We start from the raw sequence: 23293 nt of genomic DNA, 5'->3' as shown, positions 1-23293 counted from the left end.
ATAATTAAAAACCCAGAGCCAAAATCTGTACCGCTCGCTAAGTGGGCGGTACAGATTTTGGGGTTTTATATTTAATTGTGCGTAGCTACTCAACTGCAATTTAGCAAAGTCCTATGCCTCAAACGATCGCCGATATTAATGCCAAAATCAAAGCTGGCAAGGCTAAAGTCCTTACTGCTACCGAACTCAAAGCCCTTGTCGTAGATATCGGGGTAACTCAAGCTACTAAGCAAGTAGATGTGATCGTCACAGGTACATTCGAGCCGATGGAGTCCTCGGGGGCTGTGCTCAATTTAGGACATACTGATCCACCGATTAAGATTAGAACTTGCTGGATAGATGGTGTACCAGCCTATGCAGGATTTGGAGCAGTGGATATTTATTTAGGAGCAACTCAAGAAGCTGATCCTACCGATGAAGCACCGCAATATCGTGGCGGTGGTCATGTGATCGCTGATTTGATTGCAGGAAAGACTGTGAGCTTTAAAGCGATCGGACATCCCAATGATTGCTATCCTCGCGCTAATTTTGAAACGACGATTACTAAAGAATCCATTAATCAATTCTATCTATTTAATCCCCGTAATCTCTACCAGAATTTTATTGTCGGGGTCAATGGTGGCGAAGAAACTCTCTATACATATCTGGGCCCACTTCAGCCCCGCTTAGGTAATGCTGTTTATTCTAATCCAGGCGCAATTTCGCCATTGTGGAACGATCCTGATCTGCAATTAATTGGCATTGGTACACGTATCTTTATGGGCGGTGGCATTGGCTATGTGGCATGGGAAGGAACGCAACACTTCCCATTACAAAAGCGGTTAGAGAACCGTACTCCCATTGGACCTGCGGCAACTCTGGCTCTGATTGGCGATGCTAAGCAAATGACTTCTGATTGGGTGCGTGGTTGCTATTTCCGTAATTATGGTGCGTCTTTGATGATGGGAGTTGCTGTACCACTTCCCGTAATTAATGAAGAAGTGGTGGCAAGAGCGGCTGTTTTGGATGAAGAGTTAGTCGCACCTGTAATTGATTTCTCGATTCCGAGACGTGTACGCCCTATTTTTGGGTCTGTTTCCTATGCACAACTCAAGTCTGGCAAAATTACGATCGCAGGTTCAACAGTTCGTACTGCGCCTTTAGCTAGTTTACATTTATCCGAAGAAGCCGCTAAAACGCTGAAGGATTGGATTGTGAAAGGTGAATTTACGCTTACAGAACCTGTAGCAATGTTGCCAAGCGATCGCGCCTTTTTACCGCAAGATGTACGAGGGTTCTAGATTTGTAAAAACCAAAGGTTGTGAGGTGGCGCTAAGCACCACCTCACAACCTTTGGTTTTTTATTTATAACTTTTTTTGCATATGTGTCATGTTTTGGTATGATTAAAATCCGCGCGATTAAGCAAACAACTTTAACAGAGTTTTTTGTCACGTTAAGCGAGGAGAGATGGCCGAGTGGTTGAAGGCGCAGCACTGGAAATGCTGTTTAGGGGTAACTTTAACGAGGGTTCGAATCCCTCTCTCTCCGTAGTAATAGAATAGGCTCCTGCTAAATGCGGGAGCCTATTTATTTTTGAAGCAATGCTTCATGCTTAGGGTTAAAAATAGCAACAGCTATAGTAGTAATACCAAAACACAAAGTGGCTGCGCCACTTTGTGTTTTTAAAACCCTTACAGGGTTTGGTTTTTAATTCACAGAAGTGTTGTCACACTTTTGTGAATTGGTATAAAGAAATGCAAATAGGAAATTTTTCGTATGTTCTACACTCCGCCTTGGCATCTAAAAAATGGATTGCTAATGACTCTTTATACGGCTCTGCGGATCAGTAAAAAGTGGGAAAATTTCACGGTAGAACCAGAACCCATCTATCAAGAGCATATATTTATTGGTGCACAGGGCGTTCCCATCTTTGGGAAATATGCAATTCCTCAAAATGCTAAGGGCACAATAGTTGGAACCTATGGAATTACAGGTGATTTAGATAATCAATGGTTTCTGAAAATTTTGGGTCGCAAAGCTTTTGCCAAAGGATACGCAATAGTTTTATTTGATTGGCGAGCACATGGCAAAACTGCCGAGCTTTCGCCAGCACTGACCTCCGATGGACTGTATGAAGGTGAAGATTTTATTCGTATCGCCAATACTGCTAAACAACTAGGCTGTCCAGCACCCTTTTGGCTAATGGGTTATTCCCTCGGAGGGCAATTGGCTTTATGGGGAATTAAGGCGGGAGAATCGATCGCTGAATGGGGGAGCGATCTAGAAATTACATCCGCTGATATTGCGGGCGGTGCGGTAATCTGTCCTAGTGTTGACTCCAATCGCTCGCTTACTTATTTAGTTAAAGACGAACTGGGAAAATTTCTCGAAAAGGCGATCGCACGTGAATTGAAGAAGCTTGGTCGTGGCATGGCAAAAATGCATCCTGACACGATAGCTCGCGATGCAGTAGAACGAGCTAACAGCATTTGGGGATTTGATAACGAATTAACAATCGCCAAATTAGGCTTTGACTCGGTAGAGGAATATTACGATGCCAGTTGTCCGTTATATTTCATGCCGCATTTGCAAAAGCCAACCTTTATTCTTTATGCTGCGGATGATCCGATGTTTGATCCAGTGATTATTTCAGACTTAGAAAAAATTGCTCAAGACAACCCTGCAATAAAACTAATGCTGACACAGTACGGTGGTCATGTTGGCTATGTTAGTAGCAAAAAATGCCAGAACCAATATGGCGATCGCGATCGATGGTGGGCATGGAATCGCATTTTTGAATGGATAGAATTATTCGCATAAAAGCAACAAGAGCAGACTTGCCATTGTTGCGGACAAGTCTGCTCTTATTGCTTAGAAACCATTTAAGAATTACTTTCTGCGGTCAAAAGCCCTAAGAGATCCCCCTCAATCCCCCTTAAAAAGGGGGAAGAATTTAATTCTCCCCCCTTTTTAAGGGGGGCTGGGGGGGATCTAGACAATTCTTAAATGGTTTCTTAAGTCAGCATACTAAAAATTTAAGGTTTCGGTCGTATCTTCTTTGTCAACTGTTTGCTTACCTCTATCTACTAGCCTCTTTAGTTGTGAAAAAATACGATAGTTATCTAAATTAATATCTGTTAAATCATTCTCAATATTTTTCATTTTAATCAAGCTATAGTCTGTATCCTCATCAAAAATTGCTAACGTGACATTCAACACATCAAGAAAATTAATGAAGGCTTGACATTCAGTTTCTTCATAGACACTATAAAACTTGATTAATTCAGCCACATATCCTTCTAAATAAAAGCGAATTTGCGGCTGAATTAATACAATCTTTAGCAACAAAATTATAGGATTGAGGAAATTATCATATTCTAATGATAATTGTAGAAATTCAGACGGCTTCCCCCGCTCACTTAATAATAGATATTGCAAAACCCGATTACAAGTTACATATAATAAGCTAAGAGTCATTAATTCATCATTACGATGTTCTTGAAAATGTTTTAATTTCTGTACAACCGTCAAACGGAATACTTCTGATATTTCCAAATCATCTTGTGATATGCCTAAATAGCCAAGTAATCTGGATTTAAATTCTACAAAAGTTATATTTTGAGCATGATCGTAAAGATTTCTAGCAGCTTTTCGATAGTTCTCATTACCTTGTTTATTCAGCACTCTTTTGATTAGAAGTAATACCCCATCGCCTAAATTAGTTGGATTTTGACGCTGAGGATTTGCCCCTGAATTTGAATCAATACGAGCGGTATACATTGCGAGATCAAACTTAAATTGCTTTTTTATCTTACGAGATAAATTCTCCGCGTATTGGCGTTGTTCTAATGGTTTTCTTGGATCAGCATATTCTGATATCAATAGATAAGAAGAAAATCGTTCACTCCAGTTATGATAGGCTTTGCGAACGCCTGGTCTACCTGACAGCGATCGCAAAGTATTATATTCTTCAGATTGAACAAAGCTTTGTAACCACTGCCTTAGCTTTTTTAATTTGTGAATTCTTGTAGGAATGCCAATTGAATCTGCTAAGAAGAAGTCAACCAACCTCTGGCAAGCGCTAATATTTCCATTGATTGCCCAGTTATTATTGAGAATATAGCAACAACGTAAAAGAGTATATTTAAACTCAGCTTCTTTGTTGTGAAATATAATTTCACCTAGAGCATGATAAGCACTAACATTATCAGTTTCTTCATACTTAATAAATAGTTTCTCAAATTGATTTAAAATTACTTCAGATTCATAACGCTTTATGATTTCCAAGAAGAAATTATAGATATGTTGCTGAGCTTTCTCAATGCTACCTGTAGTTATATCGGTAACTTGTTCAGAAAATCTGTGAGATTGATTTTTATTGTAAAACTGTGCCATATCAATATTTTCTTGAACAATAGCAAAAAATCTTAAATTTCAAATTTGACTAGATTCTAAGTGCATTGACTTAATTAAAGACCTTATTCAAAAACTATGATGAGCGCTGAGCGGACGGAACAGTTTTTTTAGAATTATATTTAATTAAGCCATTAACAAAAGATTCATTCTAAGTTTGACTCCTTCAAACAACTTATTGTTTCAGAGAAGTTTTTCTAATAAGTAGACTTTTAATTCAGCTAAAAAAGTCCATATCCGAATAATTGCAGTAATTTACGATCAAACCCATCTATGGCGAAAAATATAAAACCCTTTGAGGGGCTTTAGAGTGTTACCTTTATTTTGGTAATGAGTTCGTTCAATAACTACTGCTGACGTTTTTGGGCGAGATCTACATAAATCTTTAGCGACTCTCAGTATCACGTTATGGATATGAGATTTTTATTATTTAGATACTGAGTTGCCTAAAAACCTTATTGCCTTAGTGTTGTTTTTTAGACACTGATCAACATTGATTTAGACAATAAGAGCTTTTACTCAATACTATAAATCTGAGCTATGTTTATTATATAAGCTTTGTAAGGTCGAGTCATTATACTAAACGCTTATTTTAAGAATTGTTCACTAAATTTATTTATAGAAATAATCTAAAAATAAAAGTTTAGTATTAAGCATGATTATTCTTACTTTAAGACCATAATTTGTCAATTCTACAAATAGCGTACTTAAAAAGTTCCTTATCTTGCTAAAGATGATTTTGGATAGTGAAAATCTTTAGGTTTCTGCAATCCAAAAAGAAGAGCTGATTTTGTCAGTATTACCTATAGAAATGCTTTTCGGCAGCAAATCTTATTTTGAAAGGTAGATAGTCATAAGTTTTTTGCGGAAAAAATTGAGTTTAATTAAACTTTACAGCCGACTGACTTTATCCCAAAACTAACTTTTATAATGAGAATTACTAAATTTTGTTTTGTAAAAGCTGTATAACTGCTAGAGACAATTTACGAATCTAACCAAAAAACTAAGATGCCAGCCTTTAAAATCTTTGATAACGATATTGATTTTGAGACTCTCCAAGAATATCTTGGCTGTGAAGCGATCGCAGTTGATACTGAAACTATGGGGCTTATCCCCAGACGCGATCGCCTTTGCTTAATCCAAATTTGCAATGATGATGAGACTGTAAGTTTAGTTCGACTTGCACAGGGAATTAAAGATGCACCCAACCTTAAGTATTTGTTTGAAGCACCCAACGTTACTAAAGTTTTTCACTTTGCGAGGTTTGATGTAGCGATGCTGGAAGCGCATCTCAGCATTGCCACTCATCCAATTTTTTGTACTAAAATTGCTAGCAAACTGGCGAGGACATACACAGACAAGCATGGCTTAAAGGAATTAGTGCGCGAACTTGAAAAAATTGAATTAGACAAAACTTCGCAGTCTTCAGATTGGGGGAATGTCAAAGTTCTCTCAGAAGCCCAGCTACACTATGCAGCCAATGATGTGCGCTATCTATTAACGGTTTATCGCAAATTGATTGATATGCTGATTCGAGAAAATCGCTACGATTTGGCAAAAGCTTGTTTTGCGCATATTCCAACACTTGTTTATTTAGATTTACTAGGTTATGCGGATGTTTTTGCCCATTAGTAAAAATTTAGGCTATTCTTAGTACCAACCAATTTTTTATATTTTGTATATTTATAGCAATGCAAGTTTTGCTTAGGACATAAAATCCAAAAGATGATTGGTGGAGCTTCGCGCTGCCAATCATCTTTTGGGTTTTGAATTGTACTTTTTGCGACTATGGTAAAGGTCAAAAAACGCGAAAAATAGGTTTATCTTGGAAAAAAAAGCTTTTTTCAACCTATTACTGATTCGTTCCTATTTTTCTATACTATGCCACATCAAACTATCAAAGGGTTTCGAGCCAGTTTTCTAGACACGATCGCTGATCCATTTTATGCCCCAGAATCTGATTGTGTTCGCTATTTTCCCGATGGCTTGCTGGTAGTTGAAAATGGCAAAGTTAAAGACTTAGGTAGTTATGAAGAGTTACAAACTAAATATGCAGATATTCTCATCTCTGATTACCGAGATCATCTGATTGTTTCAGGATTTATCGATACTCATATTCATTTTCCGCAGACGGAGATGATTGCTTCCTATGGTGAGCAATTATTAGAATGGCTGAGTACTTATACATTTCCAACAGAACGGAAGTTTGCCGATCGCAATTATGCATTGGAAATTGCTTCTATTTTTCTTGATGAATTATTGCGAAATGGAACTACGACAGCACTAGTATTTACGGCAGTATTTCCTCAATCTACAGATGCTTTTTTTGAAGAGGCACAGCGTCGCAATTTGCGCATGATTGCTGGCAAGGTGATGATGGATCGCAATGCTCCTGAATTTTTGAGGGATACGGCCGTATCTTCCTATGTAGAAACTAAGCAGTTAATCGAGAAATGGCACAAGTGCGATCGCCTACTTTACGCAGTCACACCAAGATTTGCACTGACATCGACACCAGAGCAATTAACTAACATCAGCAAACTCTTGGTGGAATTTCCTGATGTTTATTTACACACCCATCTTTCAGAGAATGTGAAAGAAGTAGAAGCGGTGGCGGCTGCGTTTCCAGAAAGTGAAGGTTATCTAGATGTCTATGATCGCGCAGGTTTAGTTGGTGAGAGATCAATATTTGCTCATGGAGTGCAGCTTACAGATCAGGAATTTGCGAGATTATCAGAAGCAAAATCTGCGATCGCGTTTTGCCCAACATCTAATCTATTTTTGGGGAGCGGACTCTTTAAAATAGAAAAGGCAAAATCTCTAGAAACACCTGTAAAAGTAGGATTGGGAACGGATGTGGGCGCAGGAACTAGTTTCTCGATTTTACGCACCGCTAGCGCTGCCTATCAAGTCGCTCAGTTGCGATCGCAAAAACTTTCAGCCATTCAAGCATTATTTTTGGCTACTTTAGGTGGTGCAAGAGCTTTATGTCTTGAAGATAAATTAGGGAATTTTGAAGTTGGTAAAGAAGCCGATTTTGTAGTGCTAAATTTACGCTCAACGCCAATTATGGCTTTAAGAAATAAATCATTTGATTCGGCTAATCTACCTACACTTACCGAAATCTCCGATCAACTATTTGCCACAATCATCATGGGTGATGATCGTGCGATCGCCGCAACTTATATCATGGGCGAAAAAGCAGAATTTTAAAAACCCAATAAACAATTGGCGGCGCGAAGCGCCGCCAATTGTTTATTGGGTTTTATGTCCCGACAGAGTTAAAATTCTGCACTTTGAGGAAAACGAGGGAATGGAATCACGTCGCGAATGTTACCCATGCCTGTGATGAATTGAACTAAGCGCTCAAAACCAAGTCCAAAACCAGCATGTGGAACAGTACCATAACGACGTAAATCCAGATACCACCAATAATCTTCAGGATTTAGACCAACACTGCGAATTCTGGCTTCCAATACATCAAGGCGCTCTTCCCTCTGTGAACCACCAATAATTTCACCCACCCCTGGGGCAAGAATATCCATAGCTCGTACAGTTTGGCGATCGCTGGATGTATTTTCATTTACGCGCATATAAAATGCTTTGATCCCAAGGGGATAATCCATCACGATTACTGGCTTTTGGAAATGCTCTTCAGCTAAAAATCTTTCATGCTCCGATTGCAGATCTAATCCCCATGACACAGGAAATTCAAAGGTTTTGCTGCACTTCTCGAGAATGGCGATCGCCTCTGTATAGGTAACTCGCTCAAATTGCTCATCGACAATTTTACGAGCATTGGTCATCACTTGATTATTGACCCGTTCTTGGAAAAACTCCATATCTTCGGGACAGGTTTCCAAAACATAATTAAAAATATATTTGAGGAAATCTTCGGCAAGATCAGCATCACCTTCAAGATCGCAAAAGGCAACTTCTGGCTCAATCATCCAAAACTCAGCAAGGTGACGCGAAGTATTCGAGTTTTCCGCTCGAAAAGTAGGACCAAAAGTATAGACATTAGAAAATGCCATCGCCATAATTTCTGCTTCTAGCTGACCACTTACGGTCAAAAATGCTGGCTTTCCAAAAAAGTCTTGCGCAAAATCTATGGGTTTACCCGCTGCCGCCACTTTATTTAAGTCAAAAGTGGTGACACCAAACATTTCGCCTGCACCTTCACAATCACTAGCTGTGACAATCGGCGTATGCACCCACAAAAAACCACGTTCTTGAAAAAACTTATGAATTGCAAAAGCACAGGCATTTCGCACTCGAAACACAGCCCCAAACATATTGGTGCGAGGACGCAGATGGGCGATCGTACGCAGAAATTCAATGGAGTGACGTTTTTTCTGCAAAGGATAAGTCTCTGGATCGGCTGTGCCAAAAACTGCGATCGCTGTCGCTTGCATTTCCACCCTTTGTCCTTTGCCCATAGACTCAACTAGAGTTCCAGATACCTCAATCGATGTGCCTGTTGTTATCTGTTTAACTAGAGTTTCATAGCCATCAATTGTCTGTGGTAAAACGATTTGTAATCCCTGTAAAGACGATCCATCATTAAGTTCTAAGAAGGATATCCCCTTACCTTCGCGCTTTGTCCGTACCCAACCACGAACAATATATGAGTCATTAGTTTGACCACTACGCAATAGGTCAATAATTCTTGGAGATACCATATGCTAGAAATAATCGCTAGAAATATCTGTGAATAGTTGGCAGAGCGATGAAATCAGCAATCACTCAGCTCAGGCAAGTATCCTAACATTTTGGAGCATAGGATCGTCAGAAACCTTATTTCCCCTCTAGAAAAATTCCCCAAATATTTATAGTTTTGCCTCGTCAATGATCAAGTCGTAATACCTGAAAAATGATAAAGCACAGTCAAAATCTAAATAAAATATTAAAATTAAAATCAAATTTAAAGCTTTCAGCCTTCGAGCAGCCTAGTTCTGATATGCCATTTCTCGAATTAAAGGCAAGCGATTACTAATGTAGTTGCTGAGATCATTTTGTTGGTGGGAGTCGAGTGAAGAGCGCTGCTGGACTTGATCAACTAACCAACTCATGAGACCGTCGTCATCAAGATTTAGGAGTAGATTTGGCTGGGCTTGACTGACTGAGTCCCAGAAGAGGCGTATGATAGCAGGTGTCATGACGATTTACCTTAACCTTAATATTGTTCTAACATTTTATAGGTTAGTACATTTGCTCGTTAGTATTGTTAAAAATCACACAAAATGAAATAAAAGACACCTCTCGCAAGATTGATTCATCAAAACAGATTTTGAGGATTTCAGCACCTAAGGTGCTGAAATCCTCAAAATCTGTTTCATAATTGCTGCAATTGATTGATATTACTCAAATCGATATTTATCAAAAAACATACAAAACGCAACATTAGTTCATTCCCTATTCGCAACAGAGGTATTTTTTATGGCTAGACAGGTAGAAATTTGGAACGATCGCGCTGAAATCGCCTCAAGAGCGCTGTTATTGTGTCAGCTTGCCTATGATGAAGCGATCGCTAAGAATCAAAGATTTACTATTGTCGCCGCAGGTGGCAGCACACCTCGCGTCTTGTATGAACTCTTAGCAAATAAAGAATGGGACTGGTCAAAAGTACATGTTTTTTGGGGAGATGAGCGCTATGTACCTGTTAGCGATCCTCAAAGTAATGAAGGTATGACTCGTGCCGCATGGCTTAATCACGTAGCAATTCCTGCATCAAATATTCATGCAGTCCCCACTGATGCTGATGATCCTGCGATCGCGGCAGCAAAATACGAGCAGCATATTCAAGAGTTTTTTGGTGTGAGTGCAGGAGAAATTCCTCAATTTGATTTGATGTTGCTAGGAATGGGTGATGATGGGCATACGGCTTCGTTATTTCCTCATACTAAGGCGCTCAAAGTTATTGATCGTCTTGTAACCGTCGGCGAAAAAGATGGACAACCTCGGATCACGATGACTGTACCTTTGATTAATCAGTCCAAAGAGATTATTTTCATGATCGAAGGTGCTGCTAAAGCGAAAGCTTTAACTGCGGTGTTAGCTCCCAAAGGCGATATTAATCAATATCCATCACGATTGATCACAGGAAATACGATCTGGCTATGCGATCGCACGGCGATGAAATCAAAATAATTAAGAATGGCAATTTGTTCCACCCTTAATTATTTCGATTTTAATTAAGCGAATCTTCATTAAATAGAAATAAAACAAATCGTGGCTAAACTAAATCCTGAGCAGTACGAACGTCTTAGACGTGAAGCTAAATCACCCTATCGTGGTCTCCGCATATTTATATATATTGCTTTTGCTGGATCAGGATTTATTGGCGCGGTTATTTTTTTTGCAAGATTAATTGCTGGGAATGGAGATTTAGAGCCAAATTTAGGAAACTTTGCCTTGCAGATTGGGGTTTTAGCTTTGATGCTATGGCTATACCGAATTGATCGCAGCAAAAAATCAAAGTAGTCCATTGCTATAATGTCTAAATGATTTTAATTTTGACTTCTTTGCAATTCCAAAAAACTTGCAATTTAGTCTAAAATGATATTTTTTTAACCTTAGAAACACTTCAATTTCATATTAGGTTTGGGACGGCTTGATATGCAAAGTTGCAAAAATGCAATAGAGGAATTGGTAATCGCAGAAATTGACTTACAAATTTCTCATTTACCTCAATACCGCCGCGATCAGATTAACTTAAGCGAAGTCGCAGCCTATGCGCTAAATCGCCTACCGCCGATGTATGCCACATCAAAACTAGGTTGGTTGAGACAACGCAAAAAAGCTGCAACTGAAATGAGATCGCAAATTGAATCCGCAGTCCGTCGAGCGTTAGTCAGTGTTAAGCCTGATGCGTTAAGAGACTCAAGACCTCTACCATCGCAAGAGGTCGCCAGTCATGCACGTTCTCTTGCCGCACTCCAACAAATTTTAGGTGCTGAAAATGCATCTTGGAAGGATATTCCCACGGCTCTAGAGAATGCCTTAATGACAGTTAAGCTAAAAAGTGCTGTGAGTAACACCTACTTGGTTACGGGTAGAAGAGAATCAAATGCTGGAAGGGATGAAACCGTTTTTGATCGCAAGCCGCCTGAGATTTCTTGGAAAGGCAGACAGGTTAAAACCTCAGTTAATTCGAGCCGAGATCTGCAAAAAGCTAAAGATTTTCAGACTTACATGGTGGATGTTAATTATCAATTTAGCAATGTATTAGAAAAATTAGTACTATCGCTTGCCTATCATCAAATCCAGAAATTACATCCTGCGATCGCAGAAACAGTAGATCTAGGTGAAGCAACTGCCTATGTATTAAATCGGCTTCCTCCCATGTATGCAACTTCAGAAAAAGGCTACAAATCTTTAAGGCTGAGGGCGCGAGAAGTTTATGGTAATGAGGTAGTTGCAGCACTCAAAGAGGCGATCTCAGTTTGCGTAGAGGCTCCGAATTTAGAAAAAGTCCCCTTGCCTTTAGCTCGTTTTGAAGCGGAGCTAGAAGAATCATTGGAGCAACTGAGTTGGATATTGCAACGCGATGATATCAATTGGCGCAATGCACCATTTATTGTGGAGGAATGTCTACTGAAAGTTGTCAATAATGAAATGGAATGGCGTAAACGCAGCGATTATAACTATCCATACACTCCGTAAATCATCTCTTTTTTGGATGCTTATTATTAAAAAATCGCACCATGTGGGTGCGATTTTTTAATAACTGACGTTAGGACATAAAACCCAAATTAATCAAGGCGGAGCTTTGCTCCGCCTTGATTAATTTGGGTTTTGATTTGTCCTAGTACACTTGGCGACAGCTATATAAGTAAAAAAGCACCCAATGGGTGCTTTTTTACTTAGTATGCGTCTTGTAACTCGTAAAAGTCTGGTGTGACGTAATCCTTTCTCATCGGATAGCCGATCCAGTCTTCTGGCATCAAAATTCGCTTGAGATTGGGATGTCCCTCGTAGATGATGCCGTACATATCGAAAGTTTCGCGCTCTTGCCAATCGGCAGTTTTCCAGATCCAGTAAACCGATGGACAACGTGGATCAGTGCGAGGGAGAAATACTTTGATGCGGACTTCTTCAAAGCGATCGCTTTTATCAATTCCATCATCAGTCAGCTTAGCTAGGTGGTACATACTCACCAAACTGTCACCAGCACCAGCATCATAACCACATTGACACATCATGTAGTTAAAGCCATATGCATACAACGCTGTTGAGAAAGGTAGAAGAAACTGGCGATCAATTTTTAGAATTGGTACACCTTGCTTATCCAATCCCAAAAACTCATGTTCAAAGCCATTGCTAGTTAACCATTGCGAAACTGGCGCAGTTACTTCGGTAGTAGCTAAGGCTGCTTCTTGATTTTCTTGATTATCTGCCAACGGTTTCTACCTCCTTCTGAGCCATTTGCAAAGCGGGTAAAGGAATGCCAGATTCCACCAATTCCTTAGGCGGAGCCATTCGACTAGGCATTTCTAGATATTGTCCAGTCAGAATTGGACTTACTACCTTCATTTCATGCTTAACGGCATAATACCGATGAGTACGGTTGAGGTTAGCTCTTTCGTTAAATCCTTCAGTACCGATCTTTTTCCGCAATTTGATAATTGCATCCATAATCGCTTCAGGGCGAGGAGGGCAACCTGGGATATACACATCCACAGGGATTAGCTTATCAACACCGCGAACTGTCGTGTAAGAATCAGTGCTAAACATGCCACCCGTAATCGTGCAAGCGCCCATGGCAATTACATATTTCGGTTCTTGCATCTGCTCATAGAGACGCACTAGAGCAGGAGCCATTTTCATCGTGACTGTCCCTGCGGTGATGATCAGGTCAGCTTGGCGAGGGCTAGAACGAGGCAATAGTCCAAAGCGATCGAAGTCAAATCTGGAGCCAATCATTGCCGCAAACTCAATGAAGCAACAGCTAGTGCCATAAAGCATTGGCCATAGGCTGGACATTCTCGACCAGTTATAAAGGTCGTTGAGGGTAGTCAAAACGACATTATTTGATAAGTCTTGGGTGACTTGTGGCGTTGCCGCAGGATTGATGAGGCGTTGGGTTTGTTCTTCGATACTGAAGTCCAAGCCAACATTTTCGGATTTCATGACCATTCTAAGGCTCCTTTTCTCCAAGCGTAGACTAGACCTAATACCAGAATGCTAATAAAAATAAGTGCTTCCACAAATGCAAGCAAGCCTAGTTTACTAAATGCAACTGCCCAAGGGTATAAAAATACCGTTTCTACGTCAAAAATAACGAAGGCAAGCGCGAACATATAATAACGAATATTAAACTGTATCCAAGCTCCCCCAATAGGTTCACAGCCTGATTCGTAGGTGGTACGACCTGCGGCTCCAGACTGTTTTGGGCTTAACAGAGCAGAAAGTCCTAGCCCCGATAGCGGGACTAGCGTACAAACGATGATGAATACCAGTAAGTATTCGTATCCGCTTAAAACCAAAATTTATTACCTCTTCAAGCTAGCTTGACTAAAATCTAATTTGTAATGAACCTTAGCTCTTCTACACATTAGGAGATTCTAGATACATTATATGGGAGGGATGGTAGATGAAAATTTGTTACAGACTAGAAATTTTTCTATGGCTTGGCTTATATAATTGAAACTTATGTCAAATGCTGTTGATCTTGAGGCTTTAGCAGCGATCGCAGTTTTTTGGTTCACATGCAATTATCTGCATTAATTTGTCTCAGCATATATTTCTTTAATCGTTTTTATTGCTGTTTTTACTACTAATTTTAAATTTATGTTAGGCGGTGAAAAGCACTGTCTATCATGAGCAATCACGTTGTCGCTAATTAAAAAAATAATTAAAAAACTTTAGGAGAACCTATGAGTCAGGGTTTAGCAACGCTTTTGCGTGTAGGTACACAAAAATCTCATTCAGCAGCAGAGAGTACCGATTTTATCAAATGCTTTTTAAAAGGCGTGGTTGACAAGACCTCCTACAGTAGACTTGTTGGAAACCTTTACTTTGTTTACAAAGCGATCGAAGCTGAGTTTGAAGTCCACAAAAATGATCCAGTTCTCAGTAAACTTTATTATCGCGAACTATGGCGCGAAAAGAGTCTGGAACTGGATATGCTGTTCTACTTTGGCTCCAATTGGCGCGAAGAGTTTAAGCCTACTCCTGCCTGTGAAAAATATCTTGCACGTATCCGCGAGATTTCAGCTAATGACCCTGTATTGCTAGTTGCTCATGCTTACACTCGCTATATGGGTGATCTTTCTGGTGGTCAAATCCTGAAGAAAATTGCTAAAGAGGCAATGGGTTTACAGGACGACAAGGGCACTGCATTCTATGAATTTGATGATATTCGTAATCATGGTGAATTCAAAAAGCGCTACCGTGAAGCTCTTGACACCTTGCCTGTAGATTCAGAAACGGCTGAACGCATTGTTGATGAAGCTAATGCTTCGTTCCATATGAACATGGCAATGTTTCGTGAACTAGAAGGTAACTGGTTTGTTGCTTTAACCAAGTTCGGTTGGAACTCACTACTCACAAAGATCAAGGGTGAGCCCAAAGAAAACAGTTCGGCTCGTCGTGAATCTAAAGCGGCTAGTTAGCTTTTAGCAAACCCAAAAAGAAAAGCGCCCGCTACGCGGGCGCTTTTCTTTTTGGGTTTGCTATTGCGCCAACATTCCTCGTCCTAGCCATAGCTCTAGTAGCAAAATCAGAAAACCTATCATTGCTAAGCGTCCATTCCATACTTCTGCGGATTGGGTCATTCCCCATTCCCAACGCTCTTGAGGATAGAGTTTAGTATTTTTTTGAGGCTGAATAGTTTCCGAAAAGGTAATAGGGCGATCGCTTAAAGCTTTTGTCACAACATCGGCTAAGGCTTGAATAAAAATGGGGTCAGTATCAGGAGCAGGAACTCTCGCAAAGGTTTCAATACCAGCATGTTCGGCAATTTCGCGGTATTCCATATCGATTTCTTCGAGGGTTTCGATATGCTCGGAGACAAAGCTAATGGGCACTACTACCAATTCTTTTACACCCTGCTCAGCAAGCTCAACGATCGCTACGTCAGTATATGGTTGTAACCATTCGACAGGGCCAACACGACTTTGGTAGGCAAGCTTGTAGGGATTAGAGCGATTAAGTTTTTGCATGATCAGAGCCGCGCAAGTTTCAATCTCTTTTTGATAAGGATCGCCTGCTTCTTTGATGTAGCTGACAGGTACACCGTGGGCACTAAAGAATATATAAGCTTCACTAGGATTTTTAACTTGATCAAGCTTGGTTGCTATCAGATTTGACATTGCTTGCAGATAGCCTGAATTGTCGTACCAAGAAGGCACAACTGTATATTTAATTTTTTGTAATTCTGGATCTCGTTGCCAAATGCGATTTAGTAATCTAAAGCTAGAACCTGTGGTACTAATTGAAAATTGAGGATACAGAGGCAAAATGACTAATTCTTCGATTTTGTCCCGTTTGATTTGGGCGATCGCTTCCTCCGTGAAAGGATTCCAGTAACGCATTCCGATATAGACATTAACATCGTGACCATTTTGCTGAAGCTGCGATCGCAATGCTTGTCCTTGAGCTTCAGTAATGCGCCGTAGCGGAGAACCACCGCCAATTTTTTTGTAGTTTTCCTGAGATTTTTTAAAGCGCAGGGTCGAGATTAGCCAAGCCAAAGGTGCTTGTAGTAAAGGCGAAGGCAAACGAATAATTTCTGGATCAGAAAATAAGTTATACAAAAATGGGCGGACATCCTCTAGTTTGTCGGGTCCACCGAGGTTCAGAAGTAAAACGCCTAATCGCCCCATATCAATCGTTATATCCCTTTAAAATTTATTTATCATTAAGATCAAGTTTCACTAATTATAGCTAGCGTCAGGAACGTTATACCATTTTATCCAGATATTACAGCAATTTCCGAGCTGACGAACCACAATAAATTTTTGAAAGTGTTTCAATGCAATGCTTTCAAAGGTTTATTGATTCGGTTTTGATTGAAAAATGCTGTAAGCATTGATTTTGGGAAAAGCTAATAATTCTCATTTATGAGACTAATTTTGGCTAGTCCTAAAAAGGAAAGGATTTATATCGTGAGGATGGGCGGCGCGAAGCGCCGCCCATCCTCAACTATTTAGCACCACCTAATTTTGAGGTTTTTAGATTCAACCATGAGATTGTTGCTTCAATACTTGTTGCCTTTTCGCCTTCGGGCATTACAGGACGCTGTACCATAATAATCGGAATTCCTAATTCTCTCGCGGCGATAATTTTGGCATAGGTCGCATCACCACCACTATTTTTACTGACAATCGCTTGAATCTGATATTTTCGCAATAAATGGCGTTCTTGTTCTAAACTAAATGGCCCTCGATCAAGTAGTACTTCACTATTGGGTAATTCAATGTCAGGAGGATCGATGGAGCGCATTAAATACCAAGTTTCTGGATGAAATTGCGATCGCTGTAAAAATGGCTCTAGTTGTTGTCTTCCTGATGTAATAAATACTCGATTTATAGATGCAGGAATAGCTTGGGCTGCCGCTGCCACACTTTCCACTTCAATCCAATTATCGCCAGATACTTTCTCCCATTGTGGACGAACGAGCATGAGATGGGGAATGTTAGCAGCTTTAACTGCGATCGCGCCATTCATGGTGATTTGCCCCGCACAGGGATGCGTTGCATCGATCAGGAAATCTATAGCATTTTCTTTCAAGAAGTTAGCTAATCCATCCGTTCCTCCAAATCCGCCGATACGAACTTCCCCAACTAGGGCTGAGGGCGTTTTGGTGCGTCCCGCAAGAGAACTAATTATTGCTATTTCGGGAATAGTTGCCAGTTTCGCAGCAAGTTTAACAGCATCACCAGTGCCACCTAAAATGAGAACTTTTTTCATGATAGCCGATGCTTACCTAATCCAATTTTCAAGAGTCTCCTTAAGTTGTTGCCTGCGGATCGGTTTACTCAGAAAATCATCCATTCCGACTGCTAAACAGCGATCGCGATCTTCTGTAAAAGCATTAGCGGTCATCGCGATGATCACGACATGGTTAGATAGTTCAGCAGTAGCTTCGAGTTGGCGGATGGTCTCAGTAGTCTCATATCCATCCATTAATGGCATCTGACAATCCATCAAAACAATGTCGTAATCTTTAGTCTTAATTAACTGTAATACCTGTTCCCCATTCTCCGCTAAGTCTGATTGACAACCTAGTTGTGATAAGTATGCCATTATAACTTTCTGATTGACAATATTATCTTCTGCCAATAGAACTTTTGAGTTTTTTAACTTGTTCAAGCCACTATTATCTTTGGGATTACGACGAAGATTGGGAACCGCTGCGCTAGAAGGAAGAGAATCGCTCGCAAAAGTAGGGAGATCAATTCCCAAAGATAAACCAACTGCTTTTAATAGTCGTTGCTCTTTAAAAGGTTTTGTCACATATCCACTAAAGCCCTGATTAATTAATGTTTTGATTTCACCTTGGCGACTTGCGGTCAACATCGCAATAAGGGGTAAGTCTGCCAATTTCTCTCTCCCATGAATTTGTTTAGCAAATTCAGAGCCATTAAAACCAGTTAAACTCCAATCGATTAATGCTACATCAACTAGCTTGTCTGATTCTAAATAAGCGATCGCTTCAAGCATATTAGATGCTTCATAAGTTTCAGCACCTAGTTTAGTGAGGTAATAACGAATTGCATAACGAGAATGTTGATTTGCATCAATTACTAAAACATTTCGATTACTTAAAGCTTGTGAAGCATAACTCAAAGATTCAAGAGATTGGTTTGGCTGGAGAGAAAAAGGAATTCTGAACCAAAAACAAGTACCTTTTCCATTTGAGACAGGACTAGATACTCCTATCTCGCCTTGCATTAACTCCACTAACTGGCGACTGATCGCTAATCCTAATCCAGTCCCCCCAAAATGACGATTTGTAGATGTATCAACTTGCGAAAAAGGCTTAAAAAGTTTGTCCTGATTGGCGAGATCTATACCAATACCTGTATCTATAATGGAAAAACGTAAATAGATTTGAGGTTGTATTGCCAAGGTCAGTTCAAAGTCGCGATCGCGTTCAACTCGCACAATGATCTCACCTTCGGTTGTAAACTTAATAGCATTGCCAATTAAATTCACCATAATTTGCCGAAATCGAACTGCGTCTGCCATTAGAAAATTAGGTAAACCTTCTTCAAAACAAGCATTTAGTTCCAATCCCTGCTTATGTGCTTGTAGTGCAAAAAGCTCAAGAATTTCTTCTATAGATTGTTCTAAATTAAAAGGTAAACTTTCTAATCTCAACTCCCCTTCTTCTAATTTTGATAAATCCAAAATACGATTAATTAAACTAAGTAATAAATTTCCACTTAGTCGAATATTTTCCACAAAATCCTTCTGATTGTCGTCTAGAGATGTCCCAAGTAACAGGTCAGTCATCCCCAAAACGCCACTCATGGGAGTACGAATTTCATGACTCATATTAGCCAAGAAAATGCTTTTAGCTTTGGCTGATTGCTCGGCAAATTGCCTAGCAGTTAACAACTCTTGCTCTTTACGCTTTAGCCCTGTAATATCACGACCAACATAAACAAAGCAGTTATTTGGTTCAATACTATATTCGATTTGTTGATTCTGTATGTTTGAGCAAGAAAATTCTATCAAAATTTCTTCTTTCTTTTTTGATAGGCATGATATTTCAATGTTTGTAAAATAGTAATCACTATCTAAAGATTGTTGATTATCTGATTGAGCTTCAAGATAATTTTGATAAATTAAATCTAGTTGGTTTGGATATTTAAATAGTGAAGTGATCGACCTATCAACTAGCTCTTCTTGGGTATAACCAAACAAATTAATTGTCGCAGGATTTACAGTTTTAATTATGCCTTGATCATCAGTGACAATCAACGCATCTCCCACTGCAGAAATAATTTTGTCAATATACTCATTTGACTTTATTAAGGCATTAGCTAGTAGCTCAGACTCATTCGCTCTTTGCATTAACTCCTGAGACATAATCATCATATCTGTCACATCTTCAATACAGATCATGATATTTTGGTCTTTCTCCTCTAGTTCATCTGTGCCAATTATATAGAAATTAAAATAGAGAGGTTGTTGATGACTCGCAGAACGGGATACTCCTTTAATTTCAAAACTGGTGAGTTGGTTGAGCCAAATATTATTAAAAGCTTCTTCTAATCCAATTATTTCTGGAAATGCATGACGAACATCTCTATTTAACAAGGAATCATAAGGATATTCAGAAAATCTTTCGGCTCCGAACGACCTATCAGTGATTATAAACTGGCGATCAACCATAATGAATGATCGCTCTGAAGCAGCAAAAAGTTTTTTGAGGAGTTGTGAATATTTCATGGCAGATCCTCGCATAATAAGGATACTGAGTTGTTGTTTACTTAGAATATTTTCGCTTATAGTTTTGCTAATGTTTGGAAGCTTGTAATGATGAACTCATTCTATCATTAGCATTTGCCGTGCTAGTTTTTGGAATGTCTCATCAACCCCTTCACCTGTTTTAGCTGATGTGGTATGTATAGATATGTTAAGGTTCATAAATTCAGGTGGGATAGATTTCAATAGGGTTTCTCTTGCATTACTTTCTATTAAATCAACTTTATTTAAGACAACAATTGAACTAGATGTAGGATTAATAGATTGAAAAAGTTGCACATGATCTTTGAGGCTTTGCATACTGGATTGCCTTGTCACATCTCCAACAATTAACGCTCCCTTGGCACCCTGCAAATAGCTAGGAGCGATCGCCTTAAATCTTGTACTCCCTTCAATATCCCAGACAATTAATTGTAATTGTTTTAATTCTACTGGAGTATCATCTGACAAGCTGTTAATAGACACTAATTTGCGAGAGATCTTTACGCCAACTGTTGACAAGTATTTATCACTAAATTGACGATCAACAAACTGGCGGATTAGGCTGGTTTTGCCAACACCAAAATCACCGATAAGACATATTTTCTGAGAAATTACTTTGGCAGGAGAATGCATTTAATTAGATACGGACATTGGCTTTAAAATCGGTTGAAACTCTACCCACCTTAACATTTGGTCAGAGGGCTGCTGTATAGATATATCTATTATCCCAGAAATATGGATACGTTTAGCATTTACACCTCTTTGTAATAGTGCAGCTCGAACTGTTTGGGCGCGTTTTATTCCAAGTTGATAATTGATGGCGGGATCGCCAATATTATCATTTTTGACAAGAACCTTAATATTATAATCTGGATAAAGGTCTAGAAAAGCCTGAACTTCTATTAGCTTTTCGGTGTCGGTTGGTTCTAGGGTTGTCACCCACAGAGGAAAGTAGATTCGCGTTGATAACTTTGGGGTCAATATCGTGGCAGCATTACTAACCATAGTAATACCCGCGATTTTAGTGAATGCCTGTGTGATTTTTGGGATCATTCTAGGCTGTTCAATCTGTCCTGTAATTGTTACTTGTCCATCTTTAAATTGGCTCTGGATGTTGACACCCTGAGTATAGTTTAGGGCTTTAGTAAGGCGCTGGACTTCGAGCGCTACGAGTTCGGGATCAGGAGGTATATTGACGGTATAAATATTATTGTTGATTTTACTGTTGGCTATTTCTGATTTTGTAGATGCGATCGCTACTTGGTGGGCACGATCGCGTAAAGATTGATTTGGTAATTTACCTGTTAATTTGATGCGATCGCCATCGGCATTAACATTAAGTCGATAAACGGCAAGTTCGGGCGTACTGGCGAAGGCTTCTAAAACCTTAGCTTCAAGTTGGCGATAGCGATTAGATTGATATTGAAAAATCCCTATGGGCACAAAAACCAGTGCAAGTATAGCTAAACTCATAAAAAGCAAGGCTTTGGGTGATTGTTTAGAAGCTTTAGCCTGCTCAAATCCCATTAAATTCTTAAGTTCAATTTCAGCCTCCATTGGAACCGTACTGGGATCGCCATCAAATTCTTTGAAGCCCTCGCCATAAACTTGCACAATCCGACCAAATACATCGCGAATTTTGTTTACCAAAGCCGCGTCAGGTTCTCCCTTAATAATCACTGCGAGATAGCAATATCCTGCAACTTCCAGCAATATTTTGGAACCACTATAGTTAATTGCATCAAGTTCCGTTGTACTTTCCGATCTGGACATACATTCATTAGCAAAGCTCCGAATTGCCGTCAACATCCCTGCTAGCATATCTGAGTCGATAGGATCGCTCAAAGAATCAAGGTCACTTTTTTGGATGTCGATCATTACTAATCCCGAAAGATTATGGATCAGAAATATGGATTGAATTTCAAAGGGAACCGATTCTTTGAGGATTAACTCGGCTTCAGAAACACCTTGCATTTTGGCGCGAAACTTTCGCTGTACGCCTTCTACACTAAATGTTTGTTCGACTTTTTGGTTGATGGAGCGGATAGCTTCAGCGAAATATTTAGCGATCGTATTCCCAATTACAGGATAGAGCGCGTCAACCATGGCATCACGTTCGAGCACGATCTGTTGCTTAATTGCTGCTCCCATTTCTGGCGCAAGCGCATCAACGATTTCATCGCGATCAAGTCGAATTTGCTCGCGAATTGCTGCGCCAACTTCTGGTCCAAGTGCTTTAGCAATTTGCTCAGGGTTATTACGAATTTGTTCACTAATCGCATTCGGTAAAAGATCAGCGATCGCATGGCTCATTGACACTCGATCTAGTTGCGATCGCTCAAAAATCACCTCGGCTATAATTGGCGTAATCGCCTGACACATCTCTTCTCTAGCCTGATCTGCTTTGATGCTGAGCAACTCAGCAATAATTGGCAACAAAAGCTGAACTAATTCTGCTGGTTCATTAATTTGATTTTCTAACTGAGCAACGCGATCGCTAACCTTGTCAATCTCCATGGGGATATTGCTCTGTTCATCATCCATTGCTGAAAGTCGGCGAGAAGCATTTTGCAGCAAACTTTCCAATCCTTCAATTTTATTCATGATTGCAGGATTATTAACCTGACTTTCGACAATTCCCAGCTTTTGCTCAACCGCAATTTTAAAGTTTCGCAAATCTTCTAGCTCAGGAACAACCAGAATATCCTGTAACATATGAATTGCTTTGTCATCATCCTCTGTCAATTCTTCTAAATTGGTGATTGGTGAAAGGGATTGGGATATAGAAGGAGTAGAAGATGGAGATGGGATCTGAGAAATTGCTTGAGAAGGTGATTGAGTAATAGCTTGAGGTGTTTTCCGAGGAGTTGGAAGTGATGCTGATTGAGGAATCTGTGGCGATGCTATTGGGTTCTTTTCACTACCCAACAGAAGCTCTTGGATGAGATTTACCGTCTCTATTTCTCCTGTTTTTGAAGATTCGATTTTTTCTAAGATTGCATCGTCACTATGATTAGCTCGATTTAAATTTTCATGGTATCGATTTTGATCGTGATTCTGATCAAGCCCATTTAGATTAGCTGGCTGAATATCTCTTAAAAATGGCAGCTCATCTAACAGACTAGGGAAAGGATAGACTGAAGGCGATCGCGCTATATCTAAAACTTCTTCGTCTGAAGTTTTTTTTCTTGGTTTAACCGATAGTTTCTGTTCGATTTCCAATAATTTAGATCTGGGCTGAATCCCTCCATGACTATTGTCTTTATTGTCTTTATTTTTAATATTTAACAGACTTGAATTATCTATCCTTTGCTGTTTCTGGATGGTTTTAGGCTTTTCAGAATCAATAATATTTAAATCAGAGAGCAGGAGCAAAAACTTCTCAACGTCGCTGAGAGAATTATTTTGAGAATCGCCCTTTCGCTCCGACATAATATTTGGCGTAATGAAATATTTTGTACTATAGCAAATATGAAG

Annotated in this window: 19 protein-coding genes and 1 tRNA gene; 9 read left to right on the top strand and 11 right to left on the bottom strand. The window is 39.6% G+C overall.

The genetic code is table 11. The features are described from left to right. Positions 1-113 precede the first annotated feature (113 nt). From CQ839_RS07060 to CQ839_RS07050, 3 genes are all read left to right on the top strand, one after another. Positions 114-1280 carry a homocysteine biosynthesis protein gene (locus CQ839_RS07060; RefSeq protein WP_103667570.1) on the top strand — a complete coding sequence of 389 codons (1167 nt, stop codon included), beginning with the start codon at positions 114-116 and terminating at the stop codon, positions 1278-1280. Positions 1281-1441: 161 nt separating this feature from the next. After that, positions 1442-1528: transfer RNA gene (locus CQ839_RS07055), tRNA-Ser, on the top strand. A 228-nt stretch (positions 1529-1756) separates the two neighbouring features. Continuing rightward, positions 1757-2800, top strand: a complete 1044-nt coding sequence (locus CQ839_RS07050; RefSeq protein WP_103667569.1) for a YheT family hydrolase — start codon at positions 1757-1759, stop codon at positions 2798-2800. Positions 2801-3007: 207 nt separating this feature from the next. Here CQ839_RS07050 and CQ839_RS07045 read toward each other — a convergent pair whose 3' ends face one another. Then, positions 3008-4375, bottom strand: a complete 1368-nt coding sequence (locus CQ839_RS07045) for a hypothetical protein (protein WP_103667568.1) — start codon at positions 4373-4375, stop codon at positions 3008-3010. A gap of 1026 nt (positions 4376-5401) precedes the next feature. On the opposite strand from CQ839_RS07045, the gene CQ839_RS07040 reads away from it, so the two are divergent. Both CQ839_RS07040 and guaD read left to right on the top strand, forming a co-directional pair. Continuing rightward, positions 5402-6025: a ribonuclease H-like domain-containing protein gene (locus CQ839_RS07040; RefSeq protein WP_103667567.1), complete on the top strand. Its 624-nt coding sequence runs from the start codon at positions 5402-5404 to the stop codon at positions 6023-6025. A 249-nt stretch (positions 6026-6274) separates the two neighbouring features. Further along, on the top strand, positions 6275-7606 hold the full coding sequence (gene guaD / locus CQ839_RS07035; RefSeq protein WP_103667566.1) for a guanine deaminase: 1332 nt from the start codon (positions 6275-6277) through the stop codon (positions 7604-7606). A 68-nt stretch (positions 7607-7674) separates the two neighbouring features. Here the strand turns inward: guaD and asnS are convergent, their stop codons facing one another. Next, positions 7675-9075: an asparagine--tRNA ligase gene (gene asnS / locus CQ839_RS07030; RefSeq protein WP_103667565.1), complete on the bottom strand. Its 1401-nt coding sequence runs from the start codon at positions 9073-9075 to the stop codon at positions 7675-7677. 267 nt (positions 9076-9342) lie between these two features. Then, complete coding sequence (locus tag CQ839_RS07025; RefSeq protein WP_103667564.1) at positions 9343-9552, bottom strand: hypothetical protein; 210 nt, start codon at positions 9550-9552, stop codon at positions 9343-9345. Positions 9553-9832: 280 nt separating this feature from the next. Between CQ839_RS07025 and pgl the strand changes: the two genes are divergently transcribed. From pgl to CQ839_RS07010, 3 genes are all read left to right on the top strand, one after another. Then, the gene (gene pgl / locus CQ839_RS07020; RefSeq protein ID WP_103667563.1) at positions 9833-10543 is read left to right on the top strand and encodes a 6-phosphogluconolactonase; all 711 of its coding nucleotides are present in this window, start codon (positions 9833-9835) and stop codon (positions 10541-10543) included. Positions 10544-10624: 81 nt separating this feature from the next. Continuing rightward, positions 10625-10876, top strand: coding sequence for a DUF3493 domain-containing protein (locus CQ839_RS07015; protein ID WP_103667562.1), 252 nt, complete (start codon positions 10625-10627; stop codon positions 10874-10876). A 135-nt stretch (positions 10877-11011) separates the two neighbouring features. Continuing rightward, positions 11012-12058 carry a late competence development ComFB family protein gene (locus tag CQ839_RS07010; RefSeq protein WP_103667561.1) on the top strand — a complete coding sequence of 349 codons (1047 nt, stop codon included), beginning with the start codon at positions 11012-11014 and terminating at the stop codon, positions 12056-12058. Between the two features lie 200 nt (positions 12059-12258). On the opposite strand, the gene CQ839_RS07005 is transcribed toward CQ839_RS07010, so the two are convergent. The 3 genes from CQ839_RS07005 to ndhC are packed head-to-tail and all read right to left on the bottom strand — an operon-like array spanning position 12259 to position 13884. Next, the gene (locus tag CQ839_RS07005; protein ID WP_103667560.1) at positions 12259-12795 is read right to left on the bottom strand and encodes an NAD(P)H-quinone oxidoreductase subunit J; all 537 of its coding nucleotides are present in this window, start codon (positions 12793-12795) and stop codon (positions 12259-12261) included. Further along, positions 12785-13525: an NADH dehydrogenase subunit K gene (locus CQ839_RS07000; RefSeq protein ID WP_219817735.1), complete on the bottom strand. Its 741-nt coding sequence runs from the start codon at positions 13523-13525 to the stop codon at positions 12785-12787. The genes CQ839_RS07005 and CQ839_RS07000 overlap by 11 nt, the downstream gene beginning before the upstream one ends. After that, the gene (ndhC, locus tag CQ839_RS06995; protein ID WP_103667558.1) at positions 13522-13884 is read right to left on the bottom strand and encodes an NADH-quinone oxidoreductase subunit A; all 363 of its coding nucleotides are present in this window, start codon (positions 13882-13884) and stop codon (positions 13522-13524) included. The genes CQ839_RS07000 and ndhC overlap by 4 nt, the downstream gene beginning before the upstream one ends. A 387-nt stretch (positions 13885-14271) precedes the next feature. On the opposite strand from ndhC, the gene CQ839_RS06990 reads away from it, so the two are divergent. After that, the gene (locus tag CQ839_RS06990; protein ID WP_103667557.1) at positions 14272-15009 is read left to right on the top strand and encodes a heme oxygenase (biliverdin-producing); all 738 of its coding nucleotides are present in this window, start codon (positions 14272-14274) and stop codon (positions 15007-15009) included. 60 nt (positions 15010-15069) lie between these two features. Here the strand turns inward: CQ839_RS06990 and hemH are convergent, their stop codons facing one another. The 5 genes from hemH to CQ839_RS06965 all read right to left on the bottom strand — a co-directional run bounded on the left by hemH (position 15070) and on the right by CQ839_RS06965 (position 23248). Then, complete coding sequence (gene hemH / locus CQ839_RS06985; protein ID WP_103667556.1) at positions 15070-16221, bottom strand: ferrochelatase; 1152 nt, start codon at positions 16219-16221, stop codon at positions 15070-15072. A gap of 319 nt (positions 16222-16540) precedes the next feature. Further along, on the bottom strand, positions 16541-17308 hold the full coding sequence (locus CQ839_RS06980; RefSeq protein ID WP_103667555.1) for a cobalt-precorrin-6A reductase: 768 nt from the start codon (positions 17306-17308) through the stop codon (positions 16541-16543). 12 nt (positions 17309-17320) lie between these two features. After that, on the bottom strand, positions 17321-19798 hold the full coding sequence (locus tag CQ839_RS06975) for a response regulator (protein WP_181016130.1): 2478 nt from the start codon (positions 19796-19798) through the stop codon (positions 17321-17323). A 96-nt stretch (positions 19799-19894) separates the two neighbouring features. After that, positions 19895-20449 carry a Rab family GTPase gene (locus CQ839_RS06970; protein WP_103667553.1) on the bottom strand — a complete coding sequence of 185 codons (555 nt, stop codon included), beginning with the start codon at positions 20447-20449 and terminating at the stop codon, positions 19895-19897. Continuing rightward, positions 20450-23248: a BON domain-containing protein gene (locus CQ839_RS06965; RefSeq protein ID WP_103667552.1), complete on the bottom strand. Its 2799-nt coding sequence runs from the start codon at positions 23246-23248 to the stop codon at positions 20450-20452. It abuts the gene before it with no gap. Positions 23249-23293: the final 45 nt, after the last annotated feature.

This window comes from Pseudanabaena sp. BC1403, from assembly GCF_002914585.1.
Lineage (GTDB): Bacteria > Cyanobacteriota > Cyanobacteriia > Pseudanabaenales > Pseudanabaenaceae > Pseudanabaena.
Note: the sequence above shows the minus strand (reverse complement) of the source record. Positions and strands in the feature narration are given on the sequence as shown.